The sequence below is a fragment of the Amnibacterium sp. CER49 genome, from assembly GCF_029846255.1.
Taxonomy (GTDB): domain Bacteria; phylum Actinomycetota; class Actinomycetes; order Actinomycetales; family Microbacteriaceae; genus Amnibacterium.
This window is the reverse complement of the sequence record NZ_JARVWQ010000001.1, coordinates 426,864-449,367: the sequence shown is the minus strand read 5'-3', so window position 1 is coordinate 449,367 and position 22,504 is coordinate 426,864. Positions and strand designations below refer to the sequence as shown.

Below are 22,504 nucleotides of genomic sequence, written 5' to 3'. Positions count from 1 at the left end.
CCGCTCCGCCCAGACGCAGCTCCGGGTGGGACGGCTCACCAAGGCCCACGGGCTGAAGGGCGGCATCAAGCTCGAGCTCTTCACCGACGACCCCGAGCGGCGCTTCGTGCCCGGGGCGTCGTTCTCGCTGCAGGTGCCCGAGACGTCGCCGTGGCACGGGCGGCGCCTCGAGCTCGCCGAGCTGCGCTGGTACAACGGCCACCCGGTCGGCTTCTTCAAGGACGTCCCCGACCGCAGCGCGGCGGAGAGCCTGGTGAAGGCGATCCTCTGGGTCGACCAGGACCCGGCCGAGCCCGCCGAGCCCGACGCCTGGTACGACCACCAGCTCGTCGGCCTCGAGGTCGTCCGTGACGGGAAGGTCGTCGGCGTCATCGACCGCCTCGAGCACCTGCCGGCGCAGGACCTCCTCGTCGTCCAGGCGGGCGAGCGGGAGGTGCTCGTACCCTTCGTGCGGGCGATCGTGCCCGAGGTCGACGTGGAGGGACACCGGGTCGTGGTGACACCGCCGGAGGGGCTGTTCGAGGACCTGCCCGACGAGCCGGACGAGCGCGGTGAGCAGCCCGCCGGGGCCGAGCAGGGCAGCGGTCACGACCGCGGCGGCGACGTCGCGCATCACGACGACGCACCCGAGCACGGCCGCGGCGAGCGCGAGCGGCGCGAGGCGTCGGAGGCCGCGCTCGAGGACGAGCGCCGCATGGCGGGGGAGCCCGGCAGCACGGACGACGCGTGATCGTCGAGGTCGTCTCGATCTTCCCCGAGCTCGTCGGCCTGCTCGACGTCTCGCTGCTCGGCAAGGCCCGCGGCTCGGGCCTGCTCGAGGTGCGGGCGCACGACCTTCGCGACTTCACCCACGACCGGCATCGCACCGTCGACGACACCCCCTACGGCGGTGGGGCCGGCATGGTGATGCGACCGGAGCCGTGGGGCGAGGCGCTCGACGCGGTCCTCGCCGACGGGCCCGCGCCGCTCGTCGTCTTCCTCACGCCCGCGGGCGAGCGCTTCGACCAGGCGATGGCGCGGCGGTTCGCGGCCGAGGAGCGACTCGTCTTCTGCTGCGGCCGCTACGAGGGCATCGACCAGCGCGTGATCGAGCACACCGCGGCGCGTGCGCGGGTGCTGGAGGTGAGCCTCGGGGACTTCGTGCTGAACGGCGGCGAGGTCGCGGCGCTCGCGATGATCGAGGCGACCGCGCGGCTGCTGCCGGGTGTGATCGGCAACCCCGAGAGCCTCACCGAGGAGAGCCACGAGTCCGGGCTGCTCGAGTACCCCGCCTACACGAAGCCGGCCGAGTGGCGCGGCCTCGAGGTGCCGCCCGTGCTCCGCTCGGGTGACCACGGCGCCGTCGCGCGCTGGCGGGCGGCGCAGTCGCTCGAGCGCACCCGCCGGGTCCGCCCGGACCTGCTGCCGCCTGAGGCCTGAACCCGCCGCCGGGTAGTCACTGGACACCGATTCGGTCGACGGCAACCGATCCCGCCCTTGGTCCGAATCCGGTGCAGGACCGCCGATCGACCGAATCGACGGCGCAGGTGCTTAGGACGACGGCACCGGTCCAGGACGCCTGGTCCCGAATCGTGGTCGGGCCGACCCCTGGTCCTGAATCCGGAGACGCGCCGCCATGGATTCGGTCGACCGCAGCGGATCCCGTCCCTGGTCCGAATCCGGTGCGGGAACGCTTCTCGACCGAATCCCTGGCGCACGGATTCAGGACGGCGGCGCCGCTTCAGGACGCCTGGTCCTGGCTCGTGGTCGACTCGACCGCACGTCCTGAGCCCGAGCAGCGGAGCGCGGCGCCTCAGTCCCGGGCGGTGAGGACGATCGGGTCGCCGTCGGTAATCGCCACGGTGTGCTCGGTGTGCGCGCCGCGCGAGCCGTCGACGCTGCGGAGCGTCCAGCCGTCCTCGTCGGTGCGGATGCGGTCGGTGGTCTCGAGCAGCCACGGCTCGATCGCGATCACGAGACCGGGCCGCAGCTTCAGCCCCCGGTGGGGGCGGCCGTCGTTCGGCACGTGCGGGTCGCCGTGCATGGTGCGGCCGACGCCGTGACCGCCGAACTCGAGGTTCACCCGGTAGCCGGCCGCGCGGCACACGTCGCCGATCGCGGCCGAGAGGTCGCCGAGCCGCATGCCGGGCCGGGCGCGCTCGATCGCGGCCGCGAGGGCCTGCTGCGTCGTGGCGACGAGGCGCTCGTCCTCCGGCCGCGCCGTGCCGACGATCACCGTCAGCGCGCTGTCGGCGACCCAGCCGTCGACGCTCGCTGCGAAGTCGAGGCTCACCATGTCGCCGTCGCGCAGCCGGTAGTCGTACGGGAGGCCGTGGAGCACCGCGTCGTTCACCGAGGTGCAGAGGACCTTGCCGAAGGGCATCGCGCCGAACGAGGGGTGGTAATCGATGTAGCAGCTCTCGGCGCCCCGCGCGCGGATCATCTCGTGCGCGATGCGGTCGAGGTCGAGCAGGTTGACCCCGACCTTCGCCTCCGCCTGCAGCCGGGTGAGGACCTCGCCCACGAAGCGGCCGGCCGGGCGCATCGCCTCGAGCTCGGCGGGCGTGCGCAACTCGATCACCGTCCGACCCTAACCGGCCCGCGCGGGGCCCCGACGCCCTCGGCGAACGGCCGCGGGCGCCGCGGAGCCGCGGCCTACGATGCCGCCATGCGGATCCTCCGTTCCCCAGGAAGCGCGCTCGGCCGCGCCTTCTTCGTCTGGCAGTTCGCGGCCGCGGTCGTGCTGCCCCTCTGGGTGCTCGTCGGGTACGCGATCTGGGGGCACGGCCTCGGCGGGCTCCTCGGCATCGCCCTGCTCGCCCCGCTGCTCGTCGTGGTCGAGCTCGCCCTTGCGCTCCTCTTCAGCGCCCGCGCCTCGGTCCGCCGTCCGCGCTCCCTCGACCGACGCCCGATCGCCGTGCTCACGGTCTTCCATCTCGCGGTGATCGGCCTCGGGTTCTTCGGGCCGGGGGCGTCGTGGTTCGGCGTGCTCGCGATCGCCGCCGCGCTCGGCGCGGGCTGGCTCGGCGGGGCGCTGCTCGTCCGCGAGGTCCGCGACCGGATGCGCGCGACGCTCGCCGCGGTCGGCTACCCCGGGAGCCCGCAGGCGCCGGTCGACGCGAAGCCGCTCGACGCCGGCGAGTACGTCGTGGTGAAGGCGGGCGAGCCCCGCCGCTGAGCGCCCGGGCGGCCCGTCCGCCGGGTGATCCGGGGTCGAGGTCCGCCGTGTGGCACAATGGTCGATCGTGCCGCGGCCGGTCCTGCCGCAGGGGGACCAGCTTCTCGCTGCCGCGGCGCTTCGCTTCCCGGCGCACACCCGCGCCCACGATCCGGCCGTCCGGCGGCGGCCCAGAAGGAGAACGTCATGAGCCTGCTCGACGTGGTCGACGCAGCGAGCCTGCGGTCCGACATCCCGAACTTCCGTCCCGGCGACACCGTCAAGGTGCACGTGAACATCGTCGAGGGCAACCGCTCGCGCATCCAGGTCTTCCAGGGCGTGGTCATCAAGCGCTCCGGCTCCGGCGTGCGCGAGACCTTCACGGTCCGCAAGGTCAGCTTCCAGGTGGGCGTCGAGCGCACCTTCCCGGTGCACTCGCCGGTGATCGACCACATCGAGATCGTCACCCGCGGCGACGTGCGCCGCGCGAAGCTCTACTACCTGCGTGAGCTCCGCGGCAAGAAGGCGAAGATCAAGGAGAAGCGCGAGGTCTGAGGCCTCGCTCCTCCCTTCCGTGGCGTCCGCGCCGCGCCGTCCGGTCCAACCGGCGGCTGCGGGGCGGGCGCCACGTACACTTTCCCGCGGCGTGCGGCCGCGCACGGATCGGGGGAGCAGGACCATCGTGACCGAGACCCCGACGCCGGTGACGCACGAGCGTCCGAGGCGCCGGGCCAAGCACCGCGGCCGTGGCGCCGGGGCGTTCCTCCGCGACCTCGCCGTGATCGTGGTCGTGGCGATCCTCGCGTCGTTCCTGATCAAGACGTTCCTGATCAGGTCGTTCTTCATCCCGTCGCAGTCGATGGAGGACACGCTCCTCGTCAACGACCGCATCCTCGTGAACGAGCTCGTGCCGCACCTGATGCCGCTCGAGCGCGGCGACGTCGTCGTCTTCAAGGACCCCGGCGGGTGGCTCGACGCCCCCGCGCCGGTCGCCCAGAACCCGGTCGCCGGCGCGGCCGACTGGGTGCTGTCGCTCTTCGGCCTGTCGTCGCAGGACGCCAACGACCACCTCATCAAGCGGGTCATCGGGCTGCCCGGCGACCACGTCACCTGCTGCAACGCCCTCGGCCAGATGAGCGTGAACGGCAGCCCGCTCGACGAGCCGTACGTGCTGAAGCAGCCGGGCACGACCGCCGTCAGCGGCACCTCGTTCGACGTGACGGTGCCCAAGGACTCGCTCTGGGTCATGGGCGACAACCGGTACGACTCGAAGGACTCCCGGTACAACACCGACACCGCGACGCACGGCTTCGTGCCGATCAAGGACGTCGTCGGCCGGGCCTTCGTCATCTCCTGGCCGGTGACGAGGTGGACCTACCTCTCGAACTACCCGGACACCTTCGCCGGGGTGGCCAAGGGCAGCGGGTGACCGCGGGCCGTCCTCCGGGTCTCGCCGTCGAGCGCGCACTGCTCGAGGGCGGCGCGACGCTCGTGCTCGGCTGCGACGAGGTGGGCCGCGGCGCGATCGCCGGGCCCGTCGGCGTGGGCGTGGCGGTGCTCGACCCCGGGCGTCGTCGCATCCCGAACGGGCTGCGCGACTCGAAGCTGCTGCCCGAGCCCGACCGCGTGGCGCTCGCGCCCCGCGTCGAGTCGTGGACGGCGGCCAGCGCCGTCGGCCTCGCCACCAACGCCGAGATCGACGGGCTCGGCATCTCGCGCTGCCTCGGCCTCGCCGGCGCCCGCGCCGTCCAGGCCCTCGCCGTCGCGGGCGTCGGCCTCGCGCGCGCCGTCGTGCTGCTCGACGGCAACTGGGACTGGCTCACCCCGGGTCTCGTCGCGGCCGGCGTCGCGGTGCTGCCGACGGTGGTGACGCGCATCAAGGCCGACCGCGACTGCGCCGCGGTCTCCGCCGCGAGCGTGCTCGCCAAGGTGCACCGCGACGACCTCATGATCGACCGGCACGCGGTCCACCCGGTGTACGGCTGGCGCAGCAACAAGGGCTACGCCTCGCGCAGCCACTACGCGGCGCTGCGCGCGCACGGCCCGTGCGACCTGCACCGCGCCACCTGGCTGCACCGGCTCGACGACGACGCCGACGAGCCCGGCGATCCGGCCGAGCGACCGTAGACTTGGCCGGGATGGACGACGACGAGATCGAGGACTACGACCGCGAGGTCGAGCTGGCCCTGTATCGCGAGTACCGCGACGTGGTCAGCCAGTTCAAGTACGTCGTCGAGACCGAGCGGCGCTTCTACCTCGCCAACGAGGTGGAGCTGGTCCGGCGCGACACCGAGCACGACTTCTACTTCGAGCTGTCGATGCACGACGTGTGGGTGTGGGACGTGTACCGCTCCGACCGGTTCGTGAAGAGCGTCCGGGTGCTCACGTTCAAGGACGTGAACGTCGAGGAGCTCTCCGCGAAGGAGCTCGAGCTGCCGCAGGAGCTCGCGCTCGACGAGTGACGCGGAGCGCCCCGCCCCGGGCGCGAGGGCGGTACCGCGTGTAGGTACTTCGTCCGCGTGTAGGTGCCGATCGCGGCGCGTCGACCCACACGAGGGTGGATCACCTACGGCCGGTCGTCCGCACCCGGCCCGTCGCGCAGCTCCACCGATCGATTCCGTCCGGAGCCCCGCCCCGGGCGCGTCGGATCGCGTTCCCGCAGGTTCCATCCGCTTGGATGGATTCGACGACGGCGTCACGTCTCGCGCGGCCCCTGCCCGCGCCGGCCTCCCCGGGAGGCCTCCGCCTTCCGTTCGATGGGTCCCCCGAAGTTGTCCTCGCGTCCTGCTCCACCGATCGCTCCTGCCTTCCCCTGGGTCGGCCTCCTCACCCTCGCCGGCGCGATCTTCGTGTCCGTGACGAGCGAGTTCCTGCCCACGGGGCTGCTCCCTGAGATGGCGCACGACCTCGGCGTGAGCGTCGCGACGACCGGCCTGCTCGTCACGGTGTTCGCGGGCACGGTCGTCGCGGCGACCACCCCGCTCGCGACGCTCACGAAGCGCTTCCCGCGCAAGGCGCTCGTCATCGCGGTGCTGCTCGTCATCGCGGTCGCGAACCTCGGCGCGGCGCTCGCGCCGACCTACGGGGTGCTCGTCGCCGCGCGGGTGCTCGGCGCGTGCGCGCACGGCCTCTTCTGGGGCGTCGTCGCGACCTACCCGACCTACCTCGTCTCCGGCCGCCACCTCGGGCGCGCCCTCGCGATCACCGCAGCCGGCGGCTCCGCCGCGTTCGTGCTCGGCGTCCCGGTCGGCACCGCCCTCGGCCACCTCCTCGGCTGGCGAGCCGCGTTCGCGATCATCGCCGGCGCCGTCGTCGTGCTCGCCGGCGTCGTCGTCGCCTACCTGCCGTCCGCGCCGCGCAAGCGGGAGACCGCGACGGGAGAGATCCCGCTGCCGGTGCGCCACGACCGCTCGATGCGCGGCGTCGCCCTCATCTGCGCGGTGATCGTGACGCTGCTCGTCGGGCAGAACGTGCTCTCGACGTACGTCGCCCCGTGGCTCGTCGAGCAGGCGCACCTGCCGTCCGCGTCGGTGCCGCTGCTGCTGCTCGTCTTCGGGGCGGCGGGTGCGCTCGGGCTCGTGGGAGCCGGCATGCTCGCCGATCGCGCGCCGCGACGCGGCTTCGCCGCGATGATCCTCGTCGTGATGGCGGCGGTGCTCGTGCTGGCGCTCTGCACCCGCAGCACCCCGCTCGTCGTCCTGGCCGTCGCGATCTGGGGGATGGCCTTCGGCGGCGTGCCCGCGATGCTGCAGACGCGGATGATGCGGACCGCCTCGCCGCAGGTGCGTGACCTCGCCGGGGCGCTGCAGACCACCGCCTTCAACGTCGGCATCGGTGGCGGCGCGCTGCTCGGATCCCTGCTGATCATCGATGCCGGTGTCGGCGTGCTGCCGGTCGCGTCGCTGCTGTTCCTCGCCGCCGGGCTCGCGCTCAGCTTCGCGCCGGAGGCGGTGCGCCTCGGCGCCCGCCGCCTCGCGCCCACCGGCTGACCTCGACAGGGAGCGCAGGGTCCGGCAGGCTCGCCGGATGGGTGCCCACGAGGTCGATCCGCGGGTGATCGCGCAGTTCCGGGCCGGCGGTGCCGTCGAGGGCATGCATCGCGAGCGGCTGCTCCTGCTGACGACGACCGGCCGGCGGTCGGGGCTGCCGCGGACCTCGCCGATGATGTTCGAGCGGGACCCGGACGGCCCGATCGTCATCGCGAGCAACGACGGCGCCCGCACCGACCCCGCCTGGTTCCGCAACCTCGTCGACGAGCCCCGGGTGCACGTCGAGCTGCCCGACCGCGCCGGCTCGGCCGTCGCCGAGGTGCTCGACGGCGAGGAGTACGCGGCGGCGTGGGCCGCGCTCGTGGCCCGCTCGCCCTTCCTCGAGGAGCACGCACGACGGGCCGGACGTCGCATCCCGCTCGTGCGCCTGCGGCTCGCCTGACGGCGGACACGGGTGTGCCCCGGGACCGCTGAGCCCCGGGGCACACCCGTCGTGCAGCGCCTAGCGCAGCTCGATCGTGCGGACCATGCCCATCAGGGCGTGCGGCACGCCGTGCTCGTCCGGCCAGAAGCAGAGGAGCGCGTAGTGGCCCCTCGGCAGGTCGTACGTCGACAGCTGCGAGGTGCCGGGCGACAGCACACCGGTGCTGTAGTCGGCGCCGTGCGGCGCGAGGATCGTCGACGGATCACCGTTGGTCTGCAGGACCTTGAGGACCTGCGCACGCGTGACGCCCGGCTTCAGCTGAGCCAGCTCAGCGAAGTGGTAGTCCGTCGCGTCGTTGTCGAAGCGGAGCAGGCCCTCGTGCCTGATGCTCGCCGGGTTCGACGCCCAGACCATGTCCTTGACGGCGCGGATCTCGTTCGGCGACTCCGGGACGGCGCGCGCGTCGGTGCTGCCGGTCACCTTCAGGACCGCGACGTCGGACGCCTTCAGGCTCTGGGCTGCCGTGTCGACGAGGTAGTAGGTGCCGGCGTGCAGCACCTGCCAGAAGTCGGAGCCGGAGAAGACGGACGCGCCGCCGAGGCCCGCGAAGTCGCGCTCGACGCGGCTCGCGTCGCCCTTCGTGTTGAGCGCCATGCCGTCGGCGAGCAGCGTCTGCACCGAGGCGCCGTGCTTCGGCTTCGCGAGCTGCACCGACTGACCGGCGGCGCCCTCGAGATCGAAGCGGACGAGGCCCGCGTGCACGGTGTGCGCGGTGGAGATCGTGCCGGTGGAGCTCACCGTCACGTGCAGTGTGGAGGAGCCGGTCGAGGCGTTCGCCGCGCCTGCGGTGGCGACGGAGAGGCCGAGTGCGGCCGTCGTGGCGAGCACGACCGTGAGGATCTTGCGCATCGGAGTCGAAGCGTTCCTTTCTTGGGGGGTCGCGGGTCAGCCTGGACCGTCCGGGCGGGGCCGCCCATACGTCGAAACACGTATCCATGCCCCGCACGCCCCTCCTCCCCAGGGCACCGGGCGGATCGTCGGGAGCCCTGAGAGCGCTTCCGCGGGGTGCCGGGCTCCCAGGCGCCGCCACCCTGGCTCGGTGACCCAGAACGACGACCTCGGTCGGCGCGGCGAGCGCCTCGCCGCCGACTACCTCGCAGGCCTCGGCTACCGCATCATCGACCGCAACTGGCGCTGCCCCTCGGGTGAGATCGACCTCGTGGCCGTCGACGGCGACGAGCTCGTCATCGTCGAGGTGAAGACCAGATCGAGCACCGCCTTCGGCGATCCGCTCGAGGGCGTGACCGACGCGAAGCTCACGCGCCTCTGCGTGCTCGCGGGCGCCTGGCGGCGGGCGCATCCGGGCGTGCGGACCGGCGGCTCCCGCATCGATCTCGTCGGCATCGTCGCCCCGCGGACGCGCCCGGCCGCGATCGACCACCTGCGGGCGGTCGCCTGATGGGCGGTGCCGGCCGCGCCACCGCGGTGGCCCTGCTCGGGATGACCGGCGTGCTCGTCGACATCGAGGCCGCCCTCACGAACCAGAAGCCCGGCATCAAGCTCGTCGGGCTGCCCGACGCCGCGCTGCGGGAGGCGCAGGTGCGCATCCGCAGCGCCATCGAGCACTCGGGCTTCGAGATGCCGAAGCGGCACCTCACCGTCAACCTGTCGCCGGCCGCGCTGCCGAAGCACGGCTCGGCGTTCGACCTCGGCATCGCGCTCGCGGTGCTCGTCACGCAGGGCGTCGTCGACGCGGAAGCCGTGGGCGACGCCGTGCACCTCGGCGAGCTGGGCCTCGACGGGCGGGTCCGGCCGGTGCCGGGCGTGCTGCCCGCGGTGCTCGCCGCACGGCGCGACGGCCGCGGCACCGTCGTGGTCGCCGCGGGCGACGCCGACGAGGCGCGGCTCGTCTCGGGCGTCCGCGTGGTGCCGGTCGCGAGCCTCCGCGATCTCGCGATCGCGCTCGGCGCCGAGCTCGATCCGGTGCCGGTCGAACCGGTGCCCGCGCCGGTCTCGCGGCGCCGCGTCCCGGTCGTGCCCGACCTCGCCGACGTGGTCGGCAACCGCGAGGCGGTCGAAGCGCTCGTCGTCGCCGCCGCCGGCGGCCATCACCTGCTGATGGTGGGGCCGCCCGGCGCGGGCAAGACGATGCTCGCGGCGCGGCTGCCCGGGCTGCTGCCCGACCTCGACGACGGAGCCGCGCTCGAGGCGACGTGCGTCGCCTCCATCGCCGGTGAGGGGCTCCCCGAGGGCGGCCTCCACCGCAGGCCGCCGTGGGAGGCGCCGCACCACACCGCCACGGCGGCGGCGCTCGTGGGCGGCGGCAGCGGGCGCATCCGGCCGGGCGCCGCGGCGCGGGCGTCGGGCGGCGTGCTCTTCCTCGATGAGGCGCCCGAGTTCTCCGCAGCAGCGCTCGAGGCCCTCCGGCAGCCGCTCGAGTCGGGTGAGATCACGATCGAGCGCGCCACCGTGACGGCCCGCTACCCCGGCCGGTTCCAGCTCGTGCTCGCGGCGAACCCCTGCCCGTGCGGCCAGTTCGGCTCGGTGGACGGCGACTGCACCTGCCCCGCGTCCGTGCGGCGGCGGTACCTCGACCGCCTGTCCGGACCCCTGCTCGACCGGGTCGACCTGCGGGTGCGGCTCGACCGTGTCTCGGCGGCGCAGCTGCGGATGACCGACGAAGGCGGCGGTCCGACCACCGAGGAGGCGCGGGGACGGGTGCTCGCCGCCCGGCAGCGCACCGGGGCGCGTCTCGCGGGCACGCCGTGGACGACGAACGCGCAGGTGCCTGGCCCCTGGCTGCGGGCGCCCGACCGGCGGCTCGCGCCCGAGGTGCGGGCGCCGCTCGATGCGGCGCTCGAGCGGGGCCTGCTGTCGATGCGGGGCTACGACCGCGTGCTCAGGGTGTCGTGGACGCTCGCCGACCTGGCCGGCATCGACCGGCCCGGCCGTCGCGAGGTCGGCGCCGCCCTCACGTTGCGGGGAACCGTCCGATGAGCCGGCTGCTCGGCATCGACCGCGAGGCCGTGCGGGCCGCGGCGGCAGGGGTGCGGCGCGGCGAGGAGCTCGACGACGACGCCGCCGCCGAGGTCTTCGCGCGCGGCGCGTGGACCGGCCTCGTCGAGCCCGGCGACCGGGTGGCCGGAGCGCTCGTCACCGCCTACGGCGCCGCCGCCGCGCTCGACGCGACGCGGACCGGCGCGCTGCCGGCCCTTCCCGAGGTGGCCGCGGCCACCGATCGCTGGGCGCCCCGCCTCGAGGCGCAGCTCGCCCTGCGGGCGTTCCGCAACGCGGCCCACCTCGGCGCCCGGCTCGTGCTGCCCGGCGACGCGGACTGGCCCGACCGGCTCGGCGACCTCGGCCACCACACCCCGATCGCGCTGTGGTGCCTCGGCGCCCCCGAGCGGCTGACGGCGGTCCAGCGCTCGATCGCGCTGGTGGGCGCGCGGGCGTCGAGCGGCTACGGCGAACGCCTCGCGACGGAGGCGTCCGCAGGTCTGGCCGACCGCGGCTTCGCGATCGTCTCCGGCGCCGCGTACGGGATCGACGGCGTCGCCCACCGCGCGGCGCTTGCGAGCGGGGGCACCACGATCGCGGTGCTCGCGGGCGGGCTCGATCGCTTCTACCCGGCGGGGCACGTCCAGCTCCTCACCCGCATCGCCCGCGAGGGCGCGGTCGTGGCCGAGCTGCCACCCGGGTTCGCGCCCACCCGGTGGCGGTTCCTTCAGCGGAACCGGGTGATCGCCGCGCTGGCCCAGGCGACGGTCGTGATCGAGGCGGGGGCGAGATCCGGCTCGCTCAACACCGCGGCGCACGCCGGATCGATCGGGCGTCCGGTCGGCGCCGCACCCGGCTCCGTGTTCTCGGCGACCTCGGCCGGCTGCCACCGGCTGCTCCGCGAGTTCGGTGCGGTGTGCGTCCGCGATGCGGCGGACATGGCCGAGCTCGTGACGGGCCCGGGGGAGCAGGTCCCGCTCGAGGGCCTCCACCTCGACCGGGCCGGGGACCCGACCGAGCAGCGGGTGCTCGACGCCCTCACGGGCCGGCCGCGGCCGGTCGTCGAGATCGCGCGCGGGTCGGGGCTGTCGGTCGCGGACGCGCTCGGTGCGCTCGGCATGCTGCAGCTGACCGGTGCCGCGCGGGAGACCACGGGTGGCTGGGCGCGGGGGCGCGCCTGAGACGCTCAGGCCGCGACGGTGTGGGATCGACGTCGCGCGGGAGCGAGCAGCGCGCGCAGCACCGCGCGAGCGTCGCGGTCCATGCCCTGGATCGTGCCCGAGGCGGCCGAGTACTGGAAGTCGAGGCCGACGAAGCCGAGGCCCGGCACGCGGTCCGCGATGCCCTCGGTCTGCACCGGCTCGCCGTCGTCGTCGAGCGCGCCCTCGACATCGAGGAAGCGCAGGTCCGGACGGGACCCCGTCGCCCACACGATCGTGCCGGGGCGGAGCACGTCGCCGCCCGCGACGACCGGCAGGCCGTTCCGTGCGCCGACCACCCGGCCGAGCCGCCGTACACCCGCCGCATCGAGGTGCGCGAGCTTGTTGCGGATGAGCAGCAGGCCGTGGTCCCGCAGCCGCTCCTTCATCCTGCGCCCCATCGGCGTGCGCACGGTGAGGTGGCGCAGCGCGAAGAGCATCGCCGTCGAGGCGAGGCGCCCGCGCGGCGAGTCGAGCTCGAACGGCGTCTGCCCCGGGTGGCGACCGGCGAGGACGGTCTCGTGCCCGGCACGCGCGGCGTCGAGCGCGATGTCGGTACCCGAGTTGCCGGCGCCGACGACGAGCACCGGGCCGGGGGCGAGCCCGGCGGCGCTGCGGTAGCCGAGCGAGTGCAGCTGCGGGATGCCCGGATCGAGCAGGTCTGCGAAGGGCGGGACGACGGGCCGGCGGTGCGCGCCCGTCGCCACGACGACGGCGTCGGCGAGGACGCGGGAGGCGGCCCCGGCGCTCGTCGTCTCGAGCACGAAGGTGCCGTCGGCCCGGCGGCTCAGCCGGTCGACCCGGACCCCGCAGCGCACCGGCAGCGCCTCGCGGCGCACCATCGCCTCGAGGTGGTCCGCGAGCTGCACGCCGGTGGGGCAGTCCCACCGGGCCATCGGCAGCGGTGCGCCGGGCGGGCTCGCGTAACGGCGGTAGCTGAACAGCCGGAGCGACTCGTAGCGCTCCCGCCACGCGTCGCCGACCCGCTCGTGCTCGTCGAGGATCACGGAGCGCAGCCCGCGCTCGGCGATCCGCCGCCCCGTGATCAGTCCCGCGACGCCGCCCCCGACCACTGCGACGTCGAACCGTTCCACGCTCATGCCGTCCTCCTCGTGCTCGCCCCGCACGGTAGGAGCGGCCGGAGGTCGCGCTCATCGGCAGGAATGACCATTCCGCGAGTCGACGGTGGCGCGGGATGCTCAGGCGCGCTCGAGGAGACCGTGCTCGTACCCGTACGCCGTCGCCGCCGCGCGGTTCGCGAGCCGCAGCTTCGCGAGGATGTTGCCGACGTGCCGTGCGACGGTGCGGTCGCTGAGGTGCAGGGTCGCTGCGATCGCGGCGTTGCTCGCGCCGCTCGCCACGAGCCGGAGCACCTCGAGCTCGCGCGGGCTCAGTCCCTCCGCGCCGGAGGCGGCCGTCGACGGTCGCCGAAGCCGCTCGAGATCGGACTCGGCGCCGATGCGGGCGAGGTCGCGCTCAGCGGCCTGCCGCTCCGCGAGCGCGCCGTCGCCGTCGCCGAGCGCCTTCATCGCCCGGGCGAGCACGAGGCGCGTGCGCGCGGTCTCGTAGACGGCCTCGACGGCCCGGAAGGCGGCGCAGGCCGAGCGGAGGGGCCCGAGCGCCGCCTCGGCCTGACCCTGCGCGAGCAGCACCGCGCCGCGCGCGCGGCCGGCCTGACCGTGCGGCACGGCAGTCGCGAGGCCGCCGGCGAGGGCCGAGAGCTCGCCGGCCGCCGCCTCCGCGACCGCGAGGTCCGGCAGCGCGAGCGCGACCTCGACGAGCGCGTCGAGCAGGTCGGCCCGCTCGTTCGGCACGCGGGCCTCGGCGAGCGCGCGGCGCAGGCCCGACACCGCGACGGCGGGTGCGCCCTGCGCGAGCCGCAGCAGCGCGAGACCGGGCTGCACCTCGTGGCCGGCCTCGGCCGCCTCCCGGTACGCGTGCTCCGCCTCCGTGGTCCGCCCGGTCAGCCGGAGCAACTCGGCCTCCCGGTAGCGGACCGCGCCCGGCGGGATGCGGTGCTGCACGACGCGCAGGTCCGCGACGAGCCGCTGCGCCTCGCGCCAGTCCCCGTGCACCTGCAGCAGGGTCGCGCGGTGCAGCAGGCACTCGCCGCGGAAGGGGACGAGGCCCTCCTGCGCCCGGCACCAGGCGTCGAGCGCGCCGGTCCACTCGCCGGCCCGCTCGAGGTCGCCGCGCCCCATGCAGCTCGCGATGACTCCGCAGAAGCCCGCTCCCGCCGCGAGGTCCCCGGCCTCGCCGCGGGCGACGGCGAGCATGACGCGGTCCATGCAGGCCATGCCGCGCTCGACCTGCCCGAGCCCGACGAGGCTCCGACCGCAGCCGAGCGCGGCGATGGTGAGCAGATCGCCGTCGCTCTCCCGATCGGCGATCGCCAGCGCCCGCTCGGAGCGCTCCGCCGCGCCGGCCAGGTCGCCGTCCGCGGCACGCATCGCGGCCTCCGCGACGAGGAGCCGAGCCGCCGTGATCGAGTCGGACGGCTCGCCCGCGGCGAGTGCCGCGAGGCGGCCGGCCCACGCGGCCGCCTGCGCGAACGCCCCGCGGTTGGCGAGGCTCCAGCCGATCCAGAACACGCACCGCGACGCGGCGTCCCGCGCCCCCGCGTCGAGGTGCGCGTGCGCCGCGCGATCGAGCACCGGGACGGCGTCCGCGCCCTGGCCGGTGAGCTCGAGGGCGATACCGAGCCGCTCCAGCCCGTCGGCGTCGAGCGTCCCGTCGGCGTCCTCCCGGCGCAGTCGCGCGACCTCGGCCCGCCAGTCGACGCGCACGAAGCGGGTCGGCGCGGCGTGCACGGCACCTCCCGGGATCGGTGGTCGGGAGCGTAGCCCCGGGGAGGTCCGCCCGCGACGCCCCCGACAGCCGCCCGTCGGGGCCGGTCGATAGCGTGCGGCCATGACGCGCGAGCCCACCGCCACCCATCGTCTCGGCCACGTCTCCGACAGCCACTTCACCCGCACCGGCCTGCTGCACGGCGACGTCGCCACCGCCGACACCTTCCACGCGGCGCTCGAGGCGCTCGAGGCGAGCGGCATCCCGTTCGACGCGCTCGTGCACACGGGCGACGTCGCCGACGACGGCGATCCCGTCAGCTACGAGTCCGCGCGGAGCACGACGGAGGCGGTCACGGCGCGCACCGGCTGGCCCGTCCTCTGGGTGCCCGGCAACCACGACGTCCGCGAGCCGTTCGCGCGGCATCTGCTCGACGCGCCCGGCACCGGCGAGCCGCTCGACCAGGTGCACGACGTCCGCGGGCTCCGGGTGGTCGTGCTCGACACGTCGATCCCGCAGCACGTCGAGGGCGGCCTCGACGCCTCCCGGACCGAATGGCTCCGCGCGCAGCTCGCCGAACCGGCGGAGCACGGCACCGTCCTCGCTCTGCACCACCCGCCCGTGCCCGTCGAGGTCACCGGGCTGCAGCGGCTGCACCTCACGGGGCAGGACGAGCTCGCCCGAGTGATCGAGGGCTCCGACGTCCGCGCGGTGCTCGGCGGCCACCTCCACTACCTCACGAGCAGCGTGATCGCCGGCGTCCCCGTGTTCGTCGCGCCGGCGACCGCCTACGTCATCCGGCTCACCCGGCCCGGCGGCGGGGTCGTCGGCGCAGACGGGGGCCGCGCCGCCGGGGTGCTCTCGCTCTACGACGACGGCCGCGTGGGCTACAGCCTGCTCGGCACCGACCCGGTGCGCGTCGTCGCCGAGACGCCCGACTCGTACTTCGACTCGATGGGCGTCGACCTCGAGCGGTGAGCCGCCGCGGCGTACCGCTCGCCGCCGGTCCATCCTGTCGGCATGCTGCTCGCCGACGCGGTCCGCGACCACCGGGGCTTCCTCGAGCACGAGCGCGCCTACGCCGCGAACACCGTGGACGCCTACGGGTCCGACCTCGCCGATCTCGTCGTGTTCGCCGGGCAGCGCGGCATCACCGACGTCGCAGGGCTCGACCTCGAGCTGCTCCGCGACTGGCTCTACGCCGCGACCACCGGTGGCCTCGCCCGCGCCACGCTCGCCCGCCGCGCCGCCGCCGCTCGGAGCCTCACCGCCTGGCTGAAGCGCACCGGCGCGGCGGACATCGACGCCGGAGCCCGTCTGCGCGCGCCGAAGGCGCAGGGCCGGCTGCCGCGCGTCGTCGGCAGCGACCAGATGCGCGGGCTCTTCGAAGGGCTCGAGCAGCGGTGCGCCGACGGCGATCCCGCAGCGCTCCGCGACCTCGCCGTGCTCGAGGTGCTGTACGGGTCCGCGCTGCGCGTCAGCGAGGCGTGCGGCGCGGACGTCGACGACATCGACCTGGGTGCGCTCACGATCCGCGTCACCGGCAAGGGCGACAAGCAGCGCGTCGTGCCGTTCGGCGTGCCGGCCGCACGGGCCCTCAGCGCCTACCTCGACCGCGGGCGCCCGGCGCTCGCCGCGCGGGGGAGCGGCGCCGGACCGGCGCTCTTCCTCGGCGACCGGGGCGGCCGCATCGGCCCGCGGAGCGTCTACCGGCTCGTCGCACGCCTGCTCGAAGCCGTCCCCGGCTCCGGGCCGTCCGGTCCGCACGCCCTGCGTCACTCCGCCGCGACGCACCTGCTCGACGGCGGCGCCGACCTCCGCGCGGTGCAGGCGATCCTCGGCCACGCGAGCCTCGGCACGACGCAGATCTACACGCACGTGTCGATGGAACGGCTCACCGAGAGCTACCGGCTGGCGCACCCCCGGTCGTAGCGGTCGCGCTCGGTAGCAGCACCGCCCGCTGCAGGCCGCCGAGCAGGAGCAGCGGCGACACGTACTCGCCCCGGATCCGCGCGCCGATGTGGAGCACGCCGTCGGGATGCGTGCCACCCGCCGCCACCGCACCGATCGCCTGGCCGCGGAGCACGGTGTCACCCAGGTGGACGCGCGGCGTCAACGGCTCGAAGCTCGAGCGGACGCCGTCGCCGTGGTCGATCGCGACGACCCCGCGGTCGACGATCGTCCCGGCCCAGACGACGCGGCCGTCCGCGGGGGCCGTGACCGTGGTGCCGGCGGGTGCTGCGACGTCGATGCCGCGGTGGCCGCCGGCGTAGGGCCCGGACGGTGCGACGAACGGGCGTGCGACGCGATGCGGGGCGGGCACCGGCCACGACCAGCGTGGCAGGGGAGCGGCTCGCGCCTGTGACGGCACGGCCGCACCCGTCAGCAGCGCCGCCGCAGCGAGGACGACGCCTGCGACCGGGACCCTGAGCACGTGCTCACCCTGCGCCCGCGCGCCGGCGGCCGAGCGCGAGACGTGCGACCGGGGGAGTCCGGCGCTGCTGCAGCCGGCCTGGGGAGGAGCGGATCGTGTGCGCTCGACGGCCGCCGGCCGAAGGGCTGGTCCGGCCGGTCCGGGCTGGCGGCGACGCCCGCCGGGGGACGCCGGGTCGCGGGTTCAGACCCCGTTCCGGGGGTTGGTAGACTCGTGGCCGCATCCCGCGCGAGCGGGGTGACTTCGCGCGCCCGATCCAGGGCGGCTCTCGTCCATCGGTCCTCCGTACCGGAGGTGGACGGGCCGTCGGGCGCCAGGGCCGGACCGCAACGGGCGTTCCGGCGACAACCGCAAGCGCGCCGGATGCGGCGCGAGGAACGAGGAACGGCCGTGGCCGTCGTCACCATCCGCCAGCTGCTCGACAGCGGCGTGCATTTCGGGCACCAGACCCGCCGCTGGAACCCGAAGGTCAAGCGTTTCATCCTGACCGAGCGCTCGGGCATCCACATCATCGACCTGCAGCAGTCGCTCGCCTACATCGATAAGGCCTACGACTTCGTCAAGGAGACGGTCGCCCGCGGCGGCACCGTGCTCTTCGTCGGCACGAAGAAGCAGGCCCAGGAGGTCATCGCCGAGCAGGCGACCCGCGTCGGCCAGCCCTACGTGAACCAGCGCTGGCTGGGCGGCCTCCTCACGAACTTCACCACCGTGCACAAGCGGCTGAACCGCCTCAAGGAGCTCGACGCGATCGACTTCGACGACACGACGCGCGGCTACACGAAGAAGGAGCTGCTGATCCAGCGTCGCGAGCGCGACAAGCTCGAGAAGACCCTGGGCGGCATCCGAAACCTGTCGAAGACCCCGAGCGCGATCTGGGTCGTCGACAGCAAGCGCGAGCACCTCGCCGTCGACGAGGCCAAGAAGCTCGGCATCCCGGTGATCGGCATCCTCGACACGAACGCCGACCCGGACGAGCTCGCCTACCCGATCCCGGGCAACGACGACGCCATCCGCTCCGTCGCGCTGCTCACGCGGATCATCGCCGACGCCGCGGCCGAGGGCCTGATCCAGCGTCACCAGGGCTCGAGCCAGGAGGCCGCCGAGCCGCTGGCCGAGTGGGAGCGCGAGCTGCTGCAGGCGGACGCCGGTGCCGACTCGAACGCGCCGGAGCCGACGACGCAGGCGGCCGACGCCGCCGCTGACGCGGACGCCGCCCCGGAGGCCGCCGCTGACGCGGAGGCCGCACCCGAGGCCGCCGAGGCCGAGCAGGGCGCGACGACCGAGGAGAACGACGCGGACGCCGAGGCCGACGCCGACCTGCAGAGCCAGGCCGTCGACGGGCTCGTGCCGCAGCACTCCCCGCAGACCGAGGCCGAGGTCGAGACCCAGGAGGACGCCTCGACCACGCCCGAGCAGAAGCGTCCCGCCACCGGCGCCTGAGCCGCGCGGACCCATCAGCGCCTCGGGAGCGCACCGCGGGGATCCGCGGGCGCTCCCGATCCGCGCTTCCTGAAGCACATCGACCGAAAGGAGTCGGCTATGGCGTCGTTCACCGCCGCTGACGTGAAGACCCTGCGTGACCGCCTGGGTGCGGGCATGCTCGACAGCAAGAACGCCCTCGTCGAGGCCGACGGCGACATGGACAAGGCCGTCGAGATCCTCCGGGTCAAGGGCCTGAAGGGCGTCGAGAAGCGCTCCGGCCGCGCCACCACCGCCGGCCTCGTCGCCGCGAAGGCCGGCGACGGCGTCGCGACCCTGCTCGAGCTCGCGAGCGAGACCGACTTCGTCGCGAAGAACGAGCGGTTCATCGACCTCGCCCAGAAGGTGCTCGACGCCGTCGTGGCCGCCGGCGCCTCCGACCTGGAGTCCGCGAAGGCCGCGCCCATCGGCGGGCAGACGGTCGAGGCCTTCATCAACGACGAGGCCGCGCTGCTCGGCGAGAAGGTCGAGCTCCGCTCGGTCAAGCAGGTGAAGGGCGACGAGTTCGCCGTCTACCTGCACAAGACGAGCAAGGACCTGCCGCCGCAGGTCGGCGTCGTGCTCGGCTACACCGGCACCGACGCGGAGACCGCCCGCTCCGTCGCCCAGCACATCGCGGTGTTCGAGCCGCGCTACCGCACCCGTGAGGACGTGCCCGAGGACGTCGTCGCGCACGAGCGGCAGATCGTCGAGGAGACGGCGCGCAACGAGGGCAAGCCCGAGGCGCAGCTCGCGAACATCGTGAACGGCCGGCTGAACGGCTTCTTCAAGGAGGTCGTCCTCGACGACCAGCCGTACGCCCGCGACAGCAAGGTGGCGACCGGCAAGGTGCTGAAGGACGCCGGCATCACGGTCGTCGACTTCGCCCGCACGAAGGTGGGCGCGTAAGCACCACCCCTGCTCCACCGAAGCGCGGTGGTCGTGGTCCCGCCACGGCCGCCGCGCTTCGTCGTTCCAGCCGGGCGGCCAGGACCTGACCGGGCTCCCACCCGGAGCGGGCAGCGCTCCCGATACGCTCGACGGCGACCCCCCGAAACGGAGGAAGCATGCGCCGAGTCGTCCTCAAGCTGTCCGGAGAGGCCTTCGGAGGAGGCACGCTCGGCGTCGCACCCGACATCGTCCAGTCGATGGCCCGCCAGATCGCCCAAGCGTCGTCCGAGGCGCAGGTCGCGGTGGTCGTCGGCGGCGGCAACTTCTTCCGCGGCGCCGAGCTGAGCCAGCGCGGCATGGACCGCGGCCGTGCCGACTACATGGGCATGCTCGGCACGGTCATGAACGCGCTCGCGCTGCAGGACTTCCTCGAGCAGGCCGGCGCCGAGACCAGGGTGCAGTCGGCGATCGCGATGACGCAGGTCGCCGAGCCGTACATCCCGCGCCGCGCGATCCGGCACCTCGAGAAGGGCCGCATCGTCATCTTCGGCGCCGGCGCCGGGCTCCCGTTCTTCTCGACCGACACCGTCGCGGCGCAGCGCGCGCTCGAGATCCGCGCCGACGAGGTGCTCGTCGCGAAGAACGGGGTCGACGGCGTCTACACGGCCGATCCGAACCAGGACCCGACCGCGGTGAAGCTCGACACCCTGACCTACGCGGACGCGCTGCAGCAGGGCCTCAAGGTGGTCGACTCCACCGCCTTCAGCCTCTGCATGGACAACCGCATGCCCATGCGCGTCTTCGGCATCGACGGCGACGACACGATCACCGAGGCGATCCGCGGGGCCGAGGTCGGCACCACGGTCCGTCCGTGACGCTCAGCCCGCACGCATAGACTTCGGAGGCTGTCGATGAAGGGACTGTCGTGATCGCGGACGTGCTGGCCGAGGCCACGGATCGGATGGCGAAGGCCGTCGAGGTCGCGAAGGACGACTTCAACACCGTGCGGACGGGCCGGGCGAACCCGGCGCTCTTCCAGCGGATCCTCGTCGACTACTACGGCAGCCCGACGCCGCTCGGGCAGCTCGCCTCGCTGCAGGCGCCCGAGGCGCGCATGCTCGTCGTCACGCCGTACGACAAGAGCGCGCTCAAGGAGATCGAGAAGGCCATCGCGACCGCGCCGAACCTCGGGGCGACGCCGACGAACGACGGGCAGATCATCCGCGTCGTCATGCCCGAGCTCACGCAGGACCGCCGCAAGGAGTTCGTGAAGATCGTCCGCGGCAAGGCCGAGGACGCGAAGGTCGCGGTGCGCAACATCCGCCGGCGCGCGAAGGACGACCTCGACGCGCTGAAGGGCGAGGTCGGCGACGACGACGTGTCGCGGGGCGAGAAGGAGCTCGACGGGCTCACGAAGCGGCACATCGATCTGATCGACGACGCGTTGAAGCGCAAAGAAGCCGAACTGCTCGAGGTCTAGCGTCCATGGCGCAGCACCCCGGCCGAGCGCGACGTGTCCGGACGACGGCCGAGCTGCAGGAGCAGCTGCGCGTCCGGCGGCTGCAGCTCGACGAGGCGAACGCGCGCATCAACGCGCGCTCCGGACGCAACCTCCTGCCGGCGATCATCGTCGGCCTGCTGCTCGGCGCGGCCCTGCTCACGAGCCTCCTCGTCGAGAAGCGGTTCTTCCTCGTCGTCGCCGTCGTGCTCGTCGGCTTCGCTGCGTTCGAGCTCGCGGGGGCGCTCCGTGCGGGAGGGATGCGCGTCCCACGGGTCGGTTCCGCCGTGGCGGGGGTGCTCGCGCAGCCGTTCGCCTATGCGGCGATGGTGCCGGTCGCGGGCGCGACCCGTCCCGACCCGGTCGCGCCGCAGGGCTGGCTGCTCACGCTGCTCGGCGCCGTGCTGCTCGCCGGGGCATGGCGGCTCGCGCAGATCCCGAGGCACCCCGCGCCGCCGCGGGCGCTCGGCCGCGACCTCGTCGCGACCGCGTTCGTGCAGCTCTACGTGACCGGGCTCGGCACCTGCGCGAGCGTGCTCACCGCGCAGCCCGGCGGCCAGTGGTGGACGTTGTCCTTCGTGGTGGTCGTCGTCGCGACCGACCTCTTCGCGTACGTCTCGGGGCTCACCTTCGGCAAGCATCCGATGGCGCCCCGGATCAGCCCGAAGAAGACGTGGGAGGGCTTCGCCGGCTCCGCGATCGCCGCGATCGCCGCCGCGACGATCCTCGCGCCCCTGGTGCTCGACGAGCCCATCTGGTTCGGTCCCGTCTTCGGCGCCGTCGTGCTCCTCGCCGGCACGCTCGGCGACCTCGGCGAGTCGATGATCAAGCGCGACGTCGGCATCAAGGACATCTCGGGCTGGTTGCCGGGCCACGGCGGGTTCCTCGACCGCATCGATTCGATCCTTCCTGCCGCCGCCTCGGCGCTGCTCCTGCTGTTCCTCGCACGCTGAGTGCAGGATGTCGACCATGTCGACGACCTTCCCCCGCACCCGCGGCCGCCGCCTCGGCTACGACCCCGACGAGGTCGACACGTTCCTGAGCGACGCGCGCGCCGCGTTCGACGACAAGCGGCAGCAGGCGCCGCTCACCGCGGCCGACATCCGCCGCACGGCGTTCTCGATGCAGCGGGGCGGCTACGCGACCGCCGCGGTCGACGCCGCGCTCGAGCGGCTCGAGGACGCCTTCGCGACCCGGGAGCGCGACCGCGCCCGCCGCAGCGCGGGGGAGCGGGCCTACTACGCGAACACCCGCACCATCGCGAAGGAGATCATCGGGCGGCTCGACCGGCCCGAGGGGCATCGCTTCGACCGCACCGGGCTGCTGCAGGTGGGCTACGCCGTGAAGGACGTCGACGCCTTCGCCGAGCAGGCGCGCGCGTACTTCGAGGAGGGCGCGAGGTTCGCGGTCGACGACGTGCGCGGCGTCGCGTTCCGCCCGGCTCGCAACGGGTACCGCGAGGCGCAGGTCGACCTGCTGATCGACGCCCTCGTCGAGGTCATGCTCGCGGTCCGATGAGGGGCGCCCCCGCGGCGCGGATGACGCGCCGAGACCGGACCGTGATCTTCTCGACCCCCTGGATAGGCTGACGACATCGTGGGCAGGCACACCGACTTCGTTCCCTCCGCCGCTTCGCAGCGCTCGAGCAGCGCTCGAACCGCACCCGGCGGTGTCCGACGGACCCGTCCGGT

The 22,504-nt window shown here is 74.2% G+C and carries 24 protein-coding genes and 1 pseudogene; 20 read left to right on the top strand and 5 right to left on the bottom strand.

Annotated elements, in window-relative coordinates; translation table 11 throughout:
• Nucleotides 1-25: 25 nt before the first annotated feature.
• Together rimM and trmD are read left to right on the top strand one after the other, a co-directional pair.
• Nucleotides 26-538 (top strand): annotated as a pseudogene (gene rimM / locus QDR37_RS02175) (ribosome maturation factor RimM); the annotation flags it as partial.
• 188 nt (nt 539-726) lie between these two features.
• The gene (gene trmD / locus QDR37_RS02170) at nt 727-1,419 is read left to right on the top strand and encodes a tRNA (guanosine(37)-N1)-methyltransferase TrmD (RefSeq protein ID WP_279711904.1); all 693 of its coding nucleotides are present in this window, start codon (nt 727-729) and stop codon (nt 1,417-1,419) included.
• Between the two features lie 373 nt (nt 1,420-1,792).
• Here the strand turns inward: trmD and map are convergent, their stop codons facing one another.
• Entirely contained in the window at nt 1,793-2,560 is a 768-nt protein-coding gene (gene map / locus QDR37_RS02165) for a type I methionyl aminopeptidase (protein WP_279711903.1), read from the bottom strand.
• An 87-nt stretch (nt 2,561-2,647) separates the two neighbouring features.
• Between map and QDR37_RS02160 the strand changes: the two genes are divergently transcribed.
• From QDR37_RS02160 to QDR37_RS02130, 7 genes are all read left to right on the top strand, one after another.
• On the top strand, nt 2,648-3,157 hold the full coding sequence (locus tag QDR37_RS02160; RefSeq protein WP_279711902.1) for a hypothetical protein: 510 nt from the start codon (nt 2,648-2,650) through the stop codon (nt 3,155-3,157).
• Between the two features lie 186 nt (nt 3,158-3,343).
• Nucleotides 3,344-3,691, top strand: a complete 348-nt coding sequence (gene rplS / locus QDR37_RS02155; protein WP_279711901.1) for a 50S ribosomal protein L19 — start codon at nt 3,344-3,346, stop codon at nt 3,689-3,691.
• 148 nt (nt 3,692-3,839) lie between these two features.
• Nucleotides 3,840-4,565, top strand: coding sequence for a signal peptidase I (gene lepB / locus QDR37_RS02150; RefSeq protein ID WP_279713536.1), 726 nt, complete (start codon nt 3,840-3,842; stop codon nt 4,563-4,565).
• The gene (locus QDR37_RS02145; RefSeq protein ID WP_279711900.1) at nt 4,562-5,263 is read left to right on the top strand and encodes a ribonuclease HII; all 702 of its coding nucleotides are present in this window, start codon (nt 4,562-4,564) and stop codon (nt 5,261-5,263) included. The genes lepB and QDR37_RS02145 overlap by 4 nt, the downstream gene beginning before the upstream one ends.
• An 11-nt stretch (nt 5,264-5,274) precedes the next feature.
• Nucleotides 5,275-5,598, top strand: a complete 324-nt coding sequence (locus QDR37_RS02140; protein ID WP_279711899.1) for a DUF2469 domain-containing protein — start codon at nt 5,275-5,277, stop codon at nt 5,596-5,598.
• A 294-nt stretch (nt 5,599-5,892) separates the two neighbouring features.
• Nucleotides 5,893-7,125, top strand: a complete 1,233-nt coding sequence (locus tag QDR37_RS02135) for an MFS transporter (RefSeq protein ID WP_279711898.1) — start codon at nt 5,893-5,895, stop codon at nt 7,123-7,125.
• A gap of 37 nt (nt 7,126-7,162) precedes the next feature.
• A complete protein-coding gene (locus QDR37_RS02130; RefSeq protein ID WP_279711897.1) occupies nt 7,163-7,567 on the top strand; it encodes a nitroreductase/quinone reductase family protein in 405 nt (134 codons plus the stop codon).
• A gap of 60 nt (nt 7,568-7,627) precedes the next feature.
• Here QDR37_RS02130 and QDR37_RS02125 read toward each other — a convergent pair whose 3' ends face one another.
• Nucleotides 7,628-8,458, bottom strand: a complete 831-nt coding sequence (locus QDR37_RS02125) for a hypothetical protein (RefSeq protein WP_279711896.1) — start codon at nt 8,456-8,458, stop codon at nt 7,628-7,630.
• 190 nt (nt 8,459-8,648) lie between these two features.
• On the opposite strand from QDR37_RS02125, the gene QDR37_RS02120 reads away from it, so the two are divergent.
• The 3 genes from QDR37_RS02120 to dprA are packed head-to-tail and all read left to right on the top strand — an operon-like array spanning nt 8,649 to nt 11,727.
• Entirely contained in the window at nt 8,649-9,008 is a 360-nt protein-coding gene (locus QDR37_RS02120) for a YraN family protein (protein WP_279711895.1), read from the top strand.
• A complete protein-coding gene (locus QDR37_RS02115) occupies nt 9,008-10,546 on the top strand; it encodes a YifB family Mg chelatase-like AAA ATPase (protein WP_279711894.1) in 1,539 nt (512 codons plus the stop codon). The genes QDR37_RS02120 and QDR37_RS02115 overlap by 1 nt, the downstream gene beginning before the upstream one ends.
• Nucleotides 10,543-11,727: a DNA-processing protein DprA gene (dprA, locus tag QDR37_RS02110; RefSeq protein WP_279711893.1), complete on the top strand. Its 1,185-nt coding sequence runs from the start codon at nt 10,543-10,545 to the stop codon at nt 11,725-11,727. The genes QDR37_RS02115 and dprA overlap by 4 nt, the downstream gene beginning before the upstream one ends.
• Nucleotides 11,728-11,732: 5 nt before the next feature.
• Here dprA and QDR37_RS02105 read toward each other — a convergent pair whose 3' ends face one another.
• Together QDR37_RS02105 and QDR37_RS02100 are read right to left on the bottom strand one after the other, a co-directional pair.
• On the bottom strand, nt 11,733-12,845 hold the full coding sequence (locus tag QDR37_RS02105) for an NAD(P)-binding domain-containing protein (protein ID WP_279711892.1): 1,113 nt from the start codon (nt 12,843-12,845) through the stop codon (nt 11,733-11,735).
• 99 nt (nt 12,846-12,944) lie between these two features.
• Entirely contained in the window at nt 12,945-14,555 is a 1,611-nt protein-coding gene (locus tag QDR37_RS02100; RefSeq protein ID WP_279711891.1) for a LuxR C-terminal-related transcriptional regulator, read from the bottom strand.
• 100 nt (nt 14,556-14,655) lie between these two features.
• On the opposite strand from QDR37_RS02100, the gene QDR37_RS02095 reads away from it, so the two are divergent.
• Nucleotides 14,656-15,510, top strand: coding sequence for a metallophosphoesterase (locus QDR37_RS02095; protein ID WP_279711890.1), 855 nt, complete (start codon nt 14,656-14,658; stop codon nt 15,508-15,510).
• Between the two features lie 42 nt (nt 15,511-15,552).
• Nucleotides 15,553-16,464, top strand: coding sequence for a tyrosine-type recombinase/integrase (locus QDR37_RS02090; protein WP_279711889.1), 912 nt, complete (start codon nt 15,553-15,555; stop codon nt 16,462-16,464).
• Here the strand turns inward: QDR37_RS02090 and QDR37_RS02085 are convergent.
• Nucleotides 16,427-16,966, bottom strand: coding sequence for a M23 family metallopeptidase (locus QDR37_RS02085; protein WP_279711888.1), 540 nt, complete (start codon nt 16,964-16,966; stop codon nt 16,427-16,429). The two genes, QDR37_RS02090 and QDR37_RS02085, sit on opposite strands and share 38 nt — an antisense overlap.
• A 390-nt stretch (nt 16,967-17,356) precedes the next feature.
• Between QDR37_RS02085 and rpsB the strand changes: the two genes are divergently transcribed.
• From rpsB to QDR37_RS02055, 6 genes are all read left to right on the top strand, one after another.
• Complete coding sequence (rpsB, locus tag QDR37_RS02080; protein ID WP_279711887.1) at nt 17,357-18,406, top strand: 30S ribosomal protein S2; 1,050 nt, start codon at nt 17,357-17,359, stop codon at nt 18,404-18,406.
• Between the two features lie 99 nt (nt 18,407-18,505).
• On the top strand, nt 18,506-19,333 hold the full coding sequence (gene tsf, locus QDR37_RS02075; protein ID WP_279711886.1) for a translation elongation factor Ts: 828 nt from the start codon (nt 18,506-18,508) through the stop codon (nt 19,331-19,333).
• Nucleotides 19,334-19,491: 158 nt separating this feature from the next.
• The gene (gene pyrH / locus QDR37_RS02070; protein ID WP_279711885.1) at nt 19,492-20,190 is read left to right on the top strand and encodes a UMP kinase; all 699 of its coding nucleotides are present in this window, start codon (nt 19,492-19,494) and stop codon (nt 20,188-20,190) included.
• 50 nt (nt 20,191-20,240) lie between these two features.
• Complete coding sequence (gene frr / locus QDR37_RS02065; RefSeq protein ID WP_279711884.1) at nt 20,241-20,795, top strand: ribosome recycling factor; 555 nt, start codon at nt 20,241-20,243, stop codon at nt 20,793-20,795.
• Nucleotides 20,796-20,800: 5 nt separating this feature from the next.
• Complete coding sequence (locus QDR37_RS02060; RefSeq protein WP_279711883.1) at nt 20,801-21,766, top strand: phosphatidate cytidylyltransferase; 966 nt, start codon at nt 20,801-20,803, stop codon at nt 21,764-21,766.
• Nucleotides 21,767-21,782: 16 nt separating this feature from the next.
• Entirely contained in the window at nt 21,783-22,331 is a 549-nt protein-coding gene (locus tag QDR37_RS02055; RefSeq protein ID WP_279711882.1) for a DivIVA domain-containing protein, read from the top strand.
• The last annotated feature ends 173 nt before the right edge of the window (nt 22,332-22,504 follow it).

What these genes read in the sequence shown, in the direction of transcription:
- pyrH (WP_279711885.1), top strand. Translation starts at nt 19,492, where the DNA reads ATGCGCCGAGTCGTCCTCAAGCTGTCCGGAGAGGCCTTCGGAGGAGGC.
- QDR37_RS02055 (WP_279711882.1), top strand. Translation starts at nt 21,783, where the DNA reads ATGTCGACGACCTTCCCCCGCACCCGCGGCCGCCGCCTCGGCTACGAC.
- QDR37_RS02125 (WP_279711896.1), bottom strand. Translation starts at nt 8,458, where the DNA reads ATGCGCAAGATCCTCACGGTCGTGCTCGCCACGACGGCCGCACTCGGC.
- QDR37_RS02095 (WP_279711890.1), top strand. Translation starts at nt 14,656, where the DNA reads ATGACGCGCGAGCCCACCGCCACCCATCGTCTCGGCCACGTCTCCGAC.
- QDR37_RS02140 (WP_279711899.1), top strand. Translation starts at nt 5,275, where the DNA reads ATGGACGACGACGAGATCGAGGACTACGACCGCGAGGTCGAGCTGGCC.
- QDR37_RS02115 (WP_279711894.1), top strand. Translation starts at nt 9,008, where the DNA reads ATGGGCGGTGCCGGCCGCGCCACCGCGGTGGCCCTGCTCGGGATGACC.
- rplS (WP_279711901.1), top strand. Translation starts at nt 3,344, where the DNA reads ATGAGCCTGCTCGACGTGGTCGACGCAGCGAGCCTGCGGTCCGACATC.
- tsf (WP_279711886.1), top strand. Translation starts at nt 18,506, where the DNA reads ATGGCGTCGTTCACCGCCGCTGACGTGAAGACCCTGCGTGACCGCCTG.
- QDR37_RS02090 (WP_279711889.1), top strand. Translation starts at nt 15,553, where the DNA reads ATGCTGCTCGCCGACGCGGTCCGCGACCACCGGGGCTTCCTCGAGCAC.
- QDR37_RS02160 (WP_279711902.1), top strand. Translation starts at nt 2,648, where the DNA reads ATGCGGATCCTCCGTTCCCCAGGAAGCGCGCTCGGCCGCGCCTTCTTC.
- QDR37_RS02060 (WP_279711883.1), top strand. Translation starts at nt 20,801, where the DNA reads ATGGCGCAGCACCCCGGCCGAGCGCGACGTGTCCGGACGACGGCCGAG.
- QDR37_RS02135 (WP_279711898.1), top strand. Translation starts at nt 5,893, where the DNA reads ATGGGTCCCCCGAAGTTGTCCTCGCGTCCTGCTCCACCGATCGCTCCT.
- dprA (WP_279711893.1), top strand. Translation starts at nt 10,543, where the DNA reads ATGAGCCGGCTGCTCGGCATCGACCGCGAGGCCGTGCGGGCCGCGGCG.
- QDR37_RS02130 (WP_279711897.1), top strand. Translation starts at nt 7,163, where the DNA reads ATGGGTGCCCACGAGGTCGATCCGCGGGTGATCGCGCAGTTCCGGGCC.
- QDR37_RS02105 (WP_279711892.1), bottom strand. Translation starts at nt 12,845, where the DNA reads ATGAGCGTGGAACGGTTCGACGTCGCAGTGGTCGGGGGCGGCGTCGCG.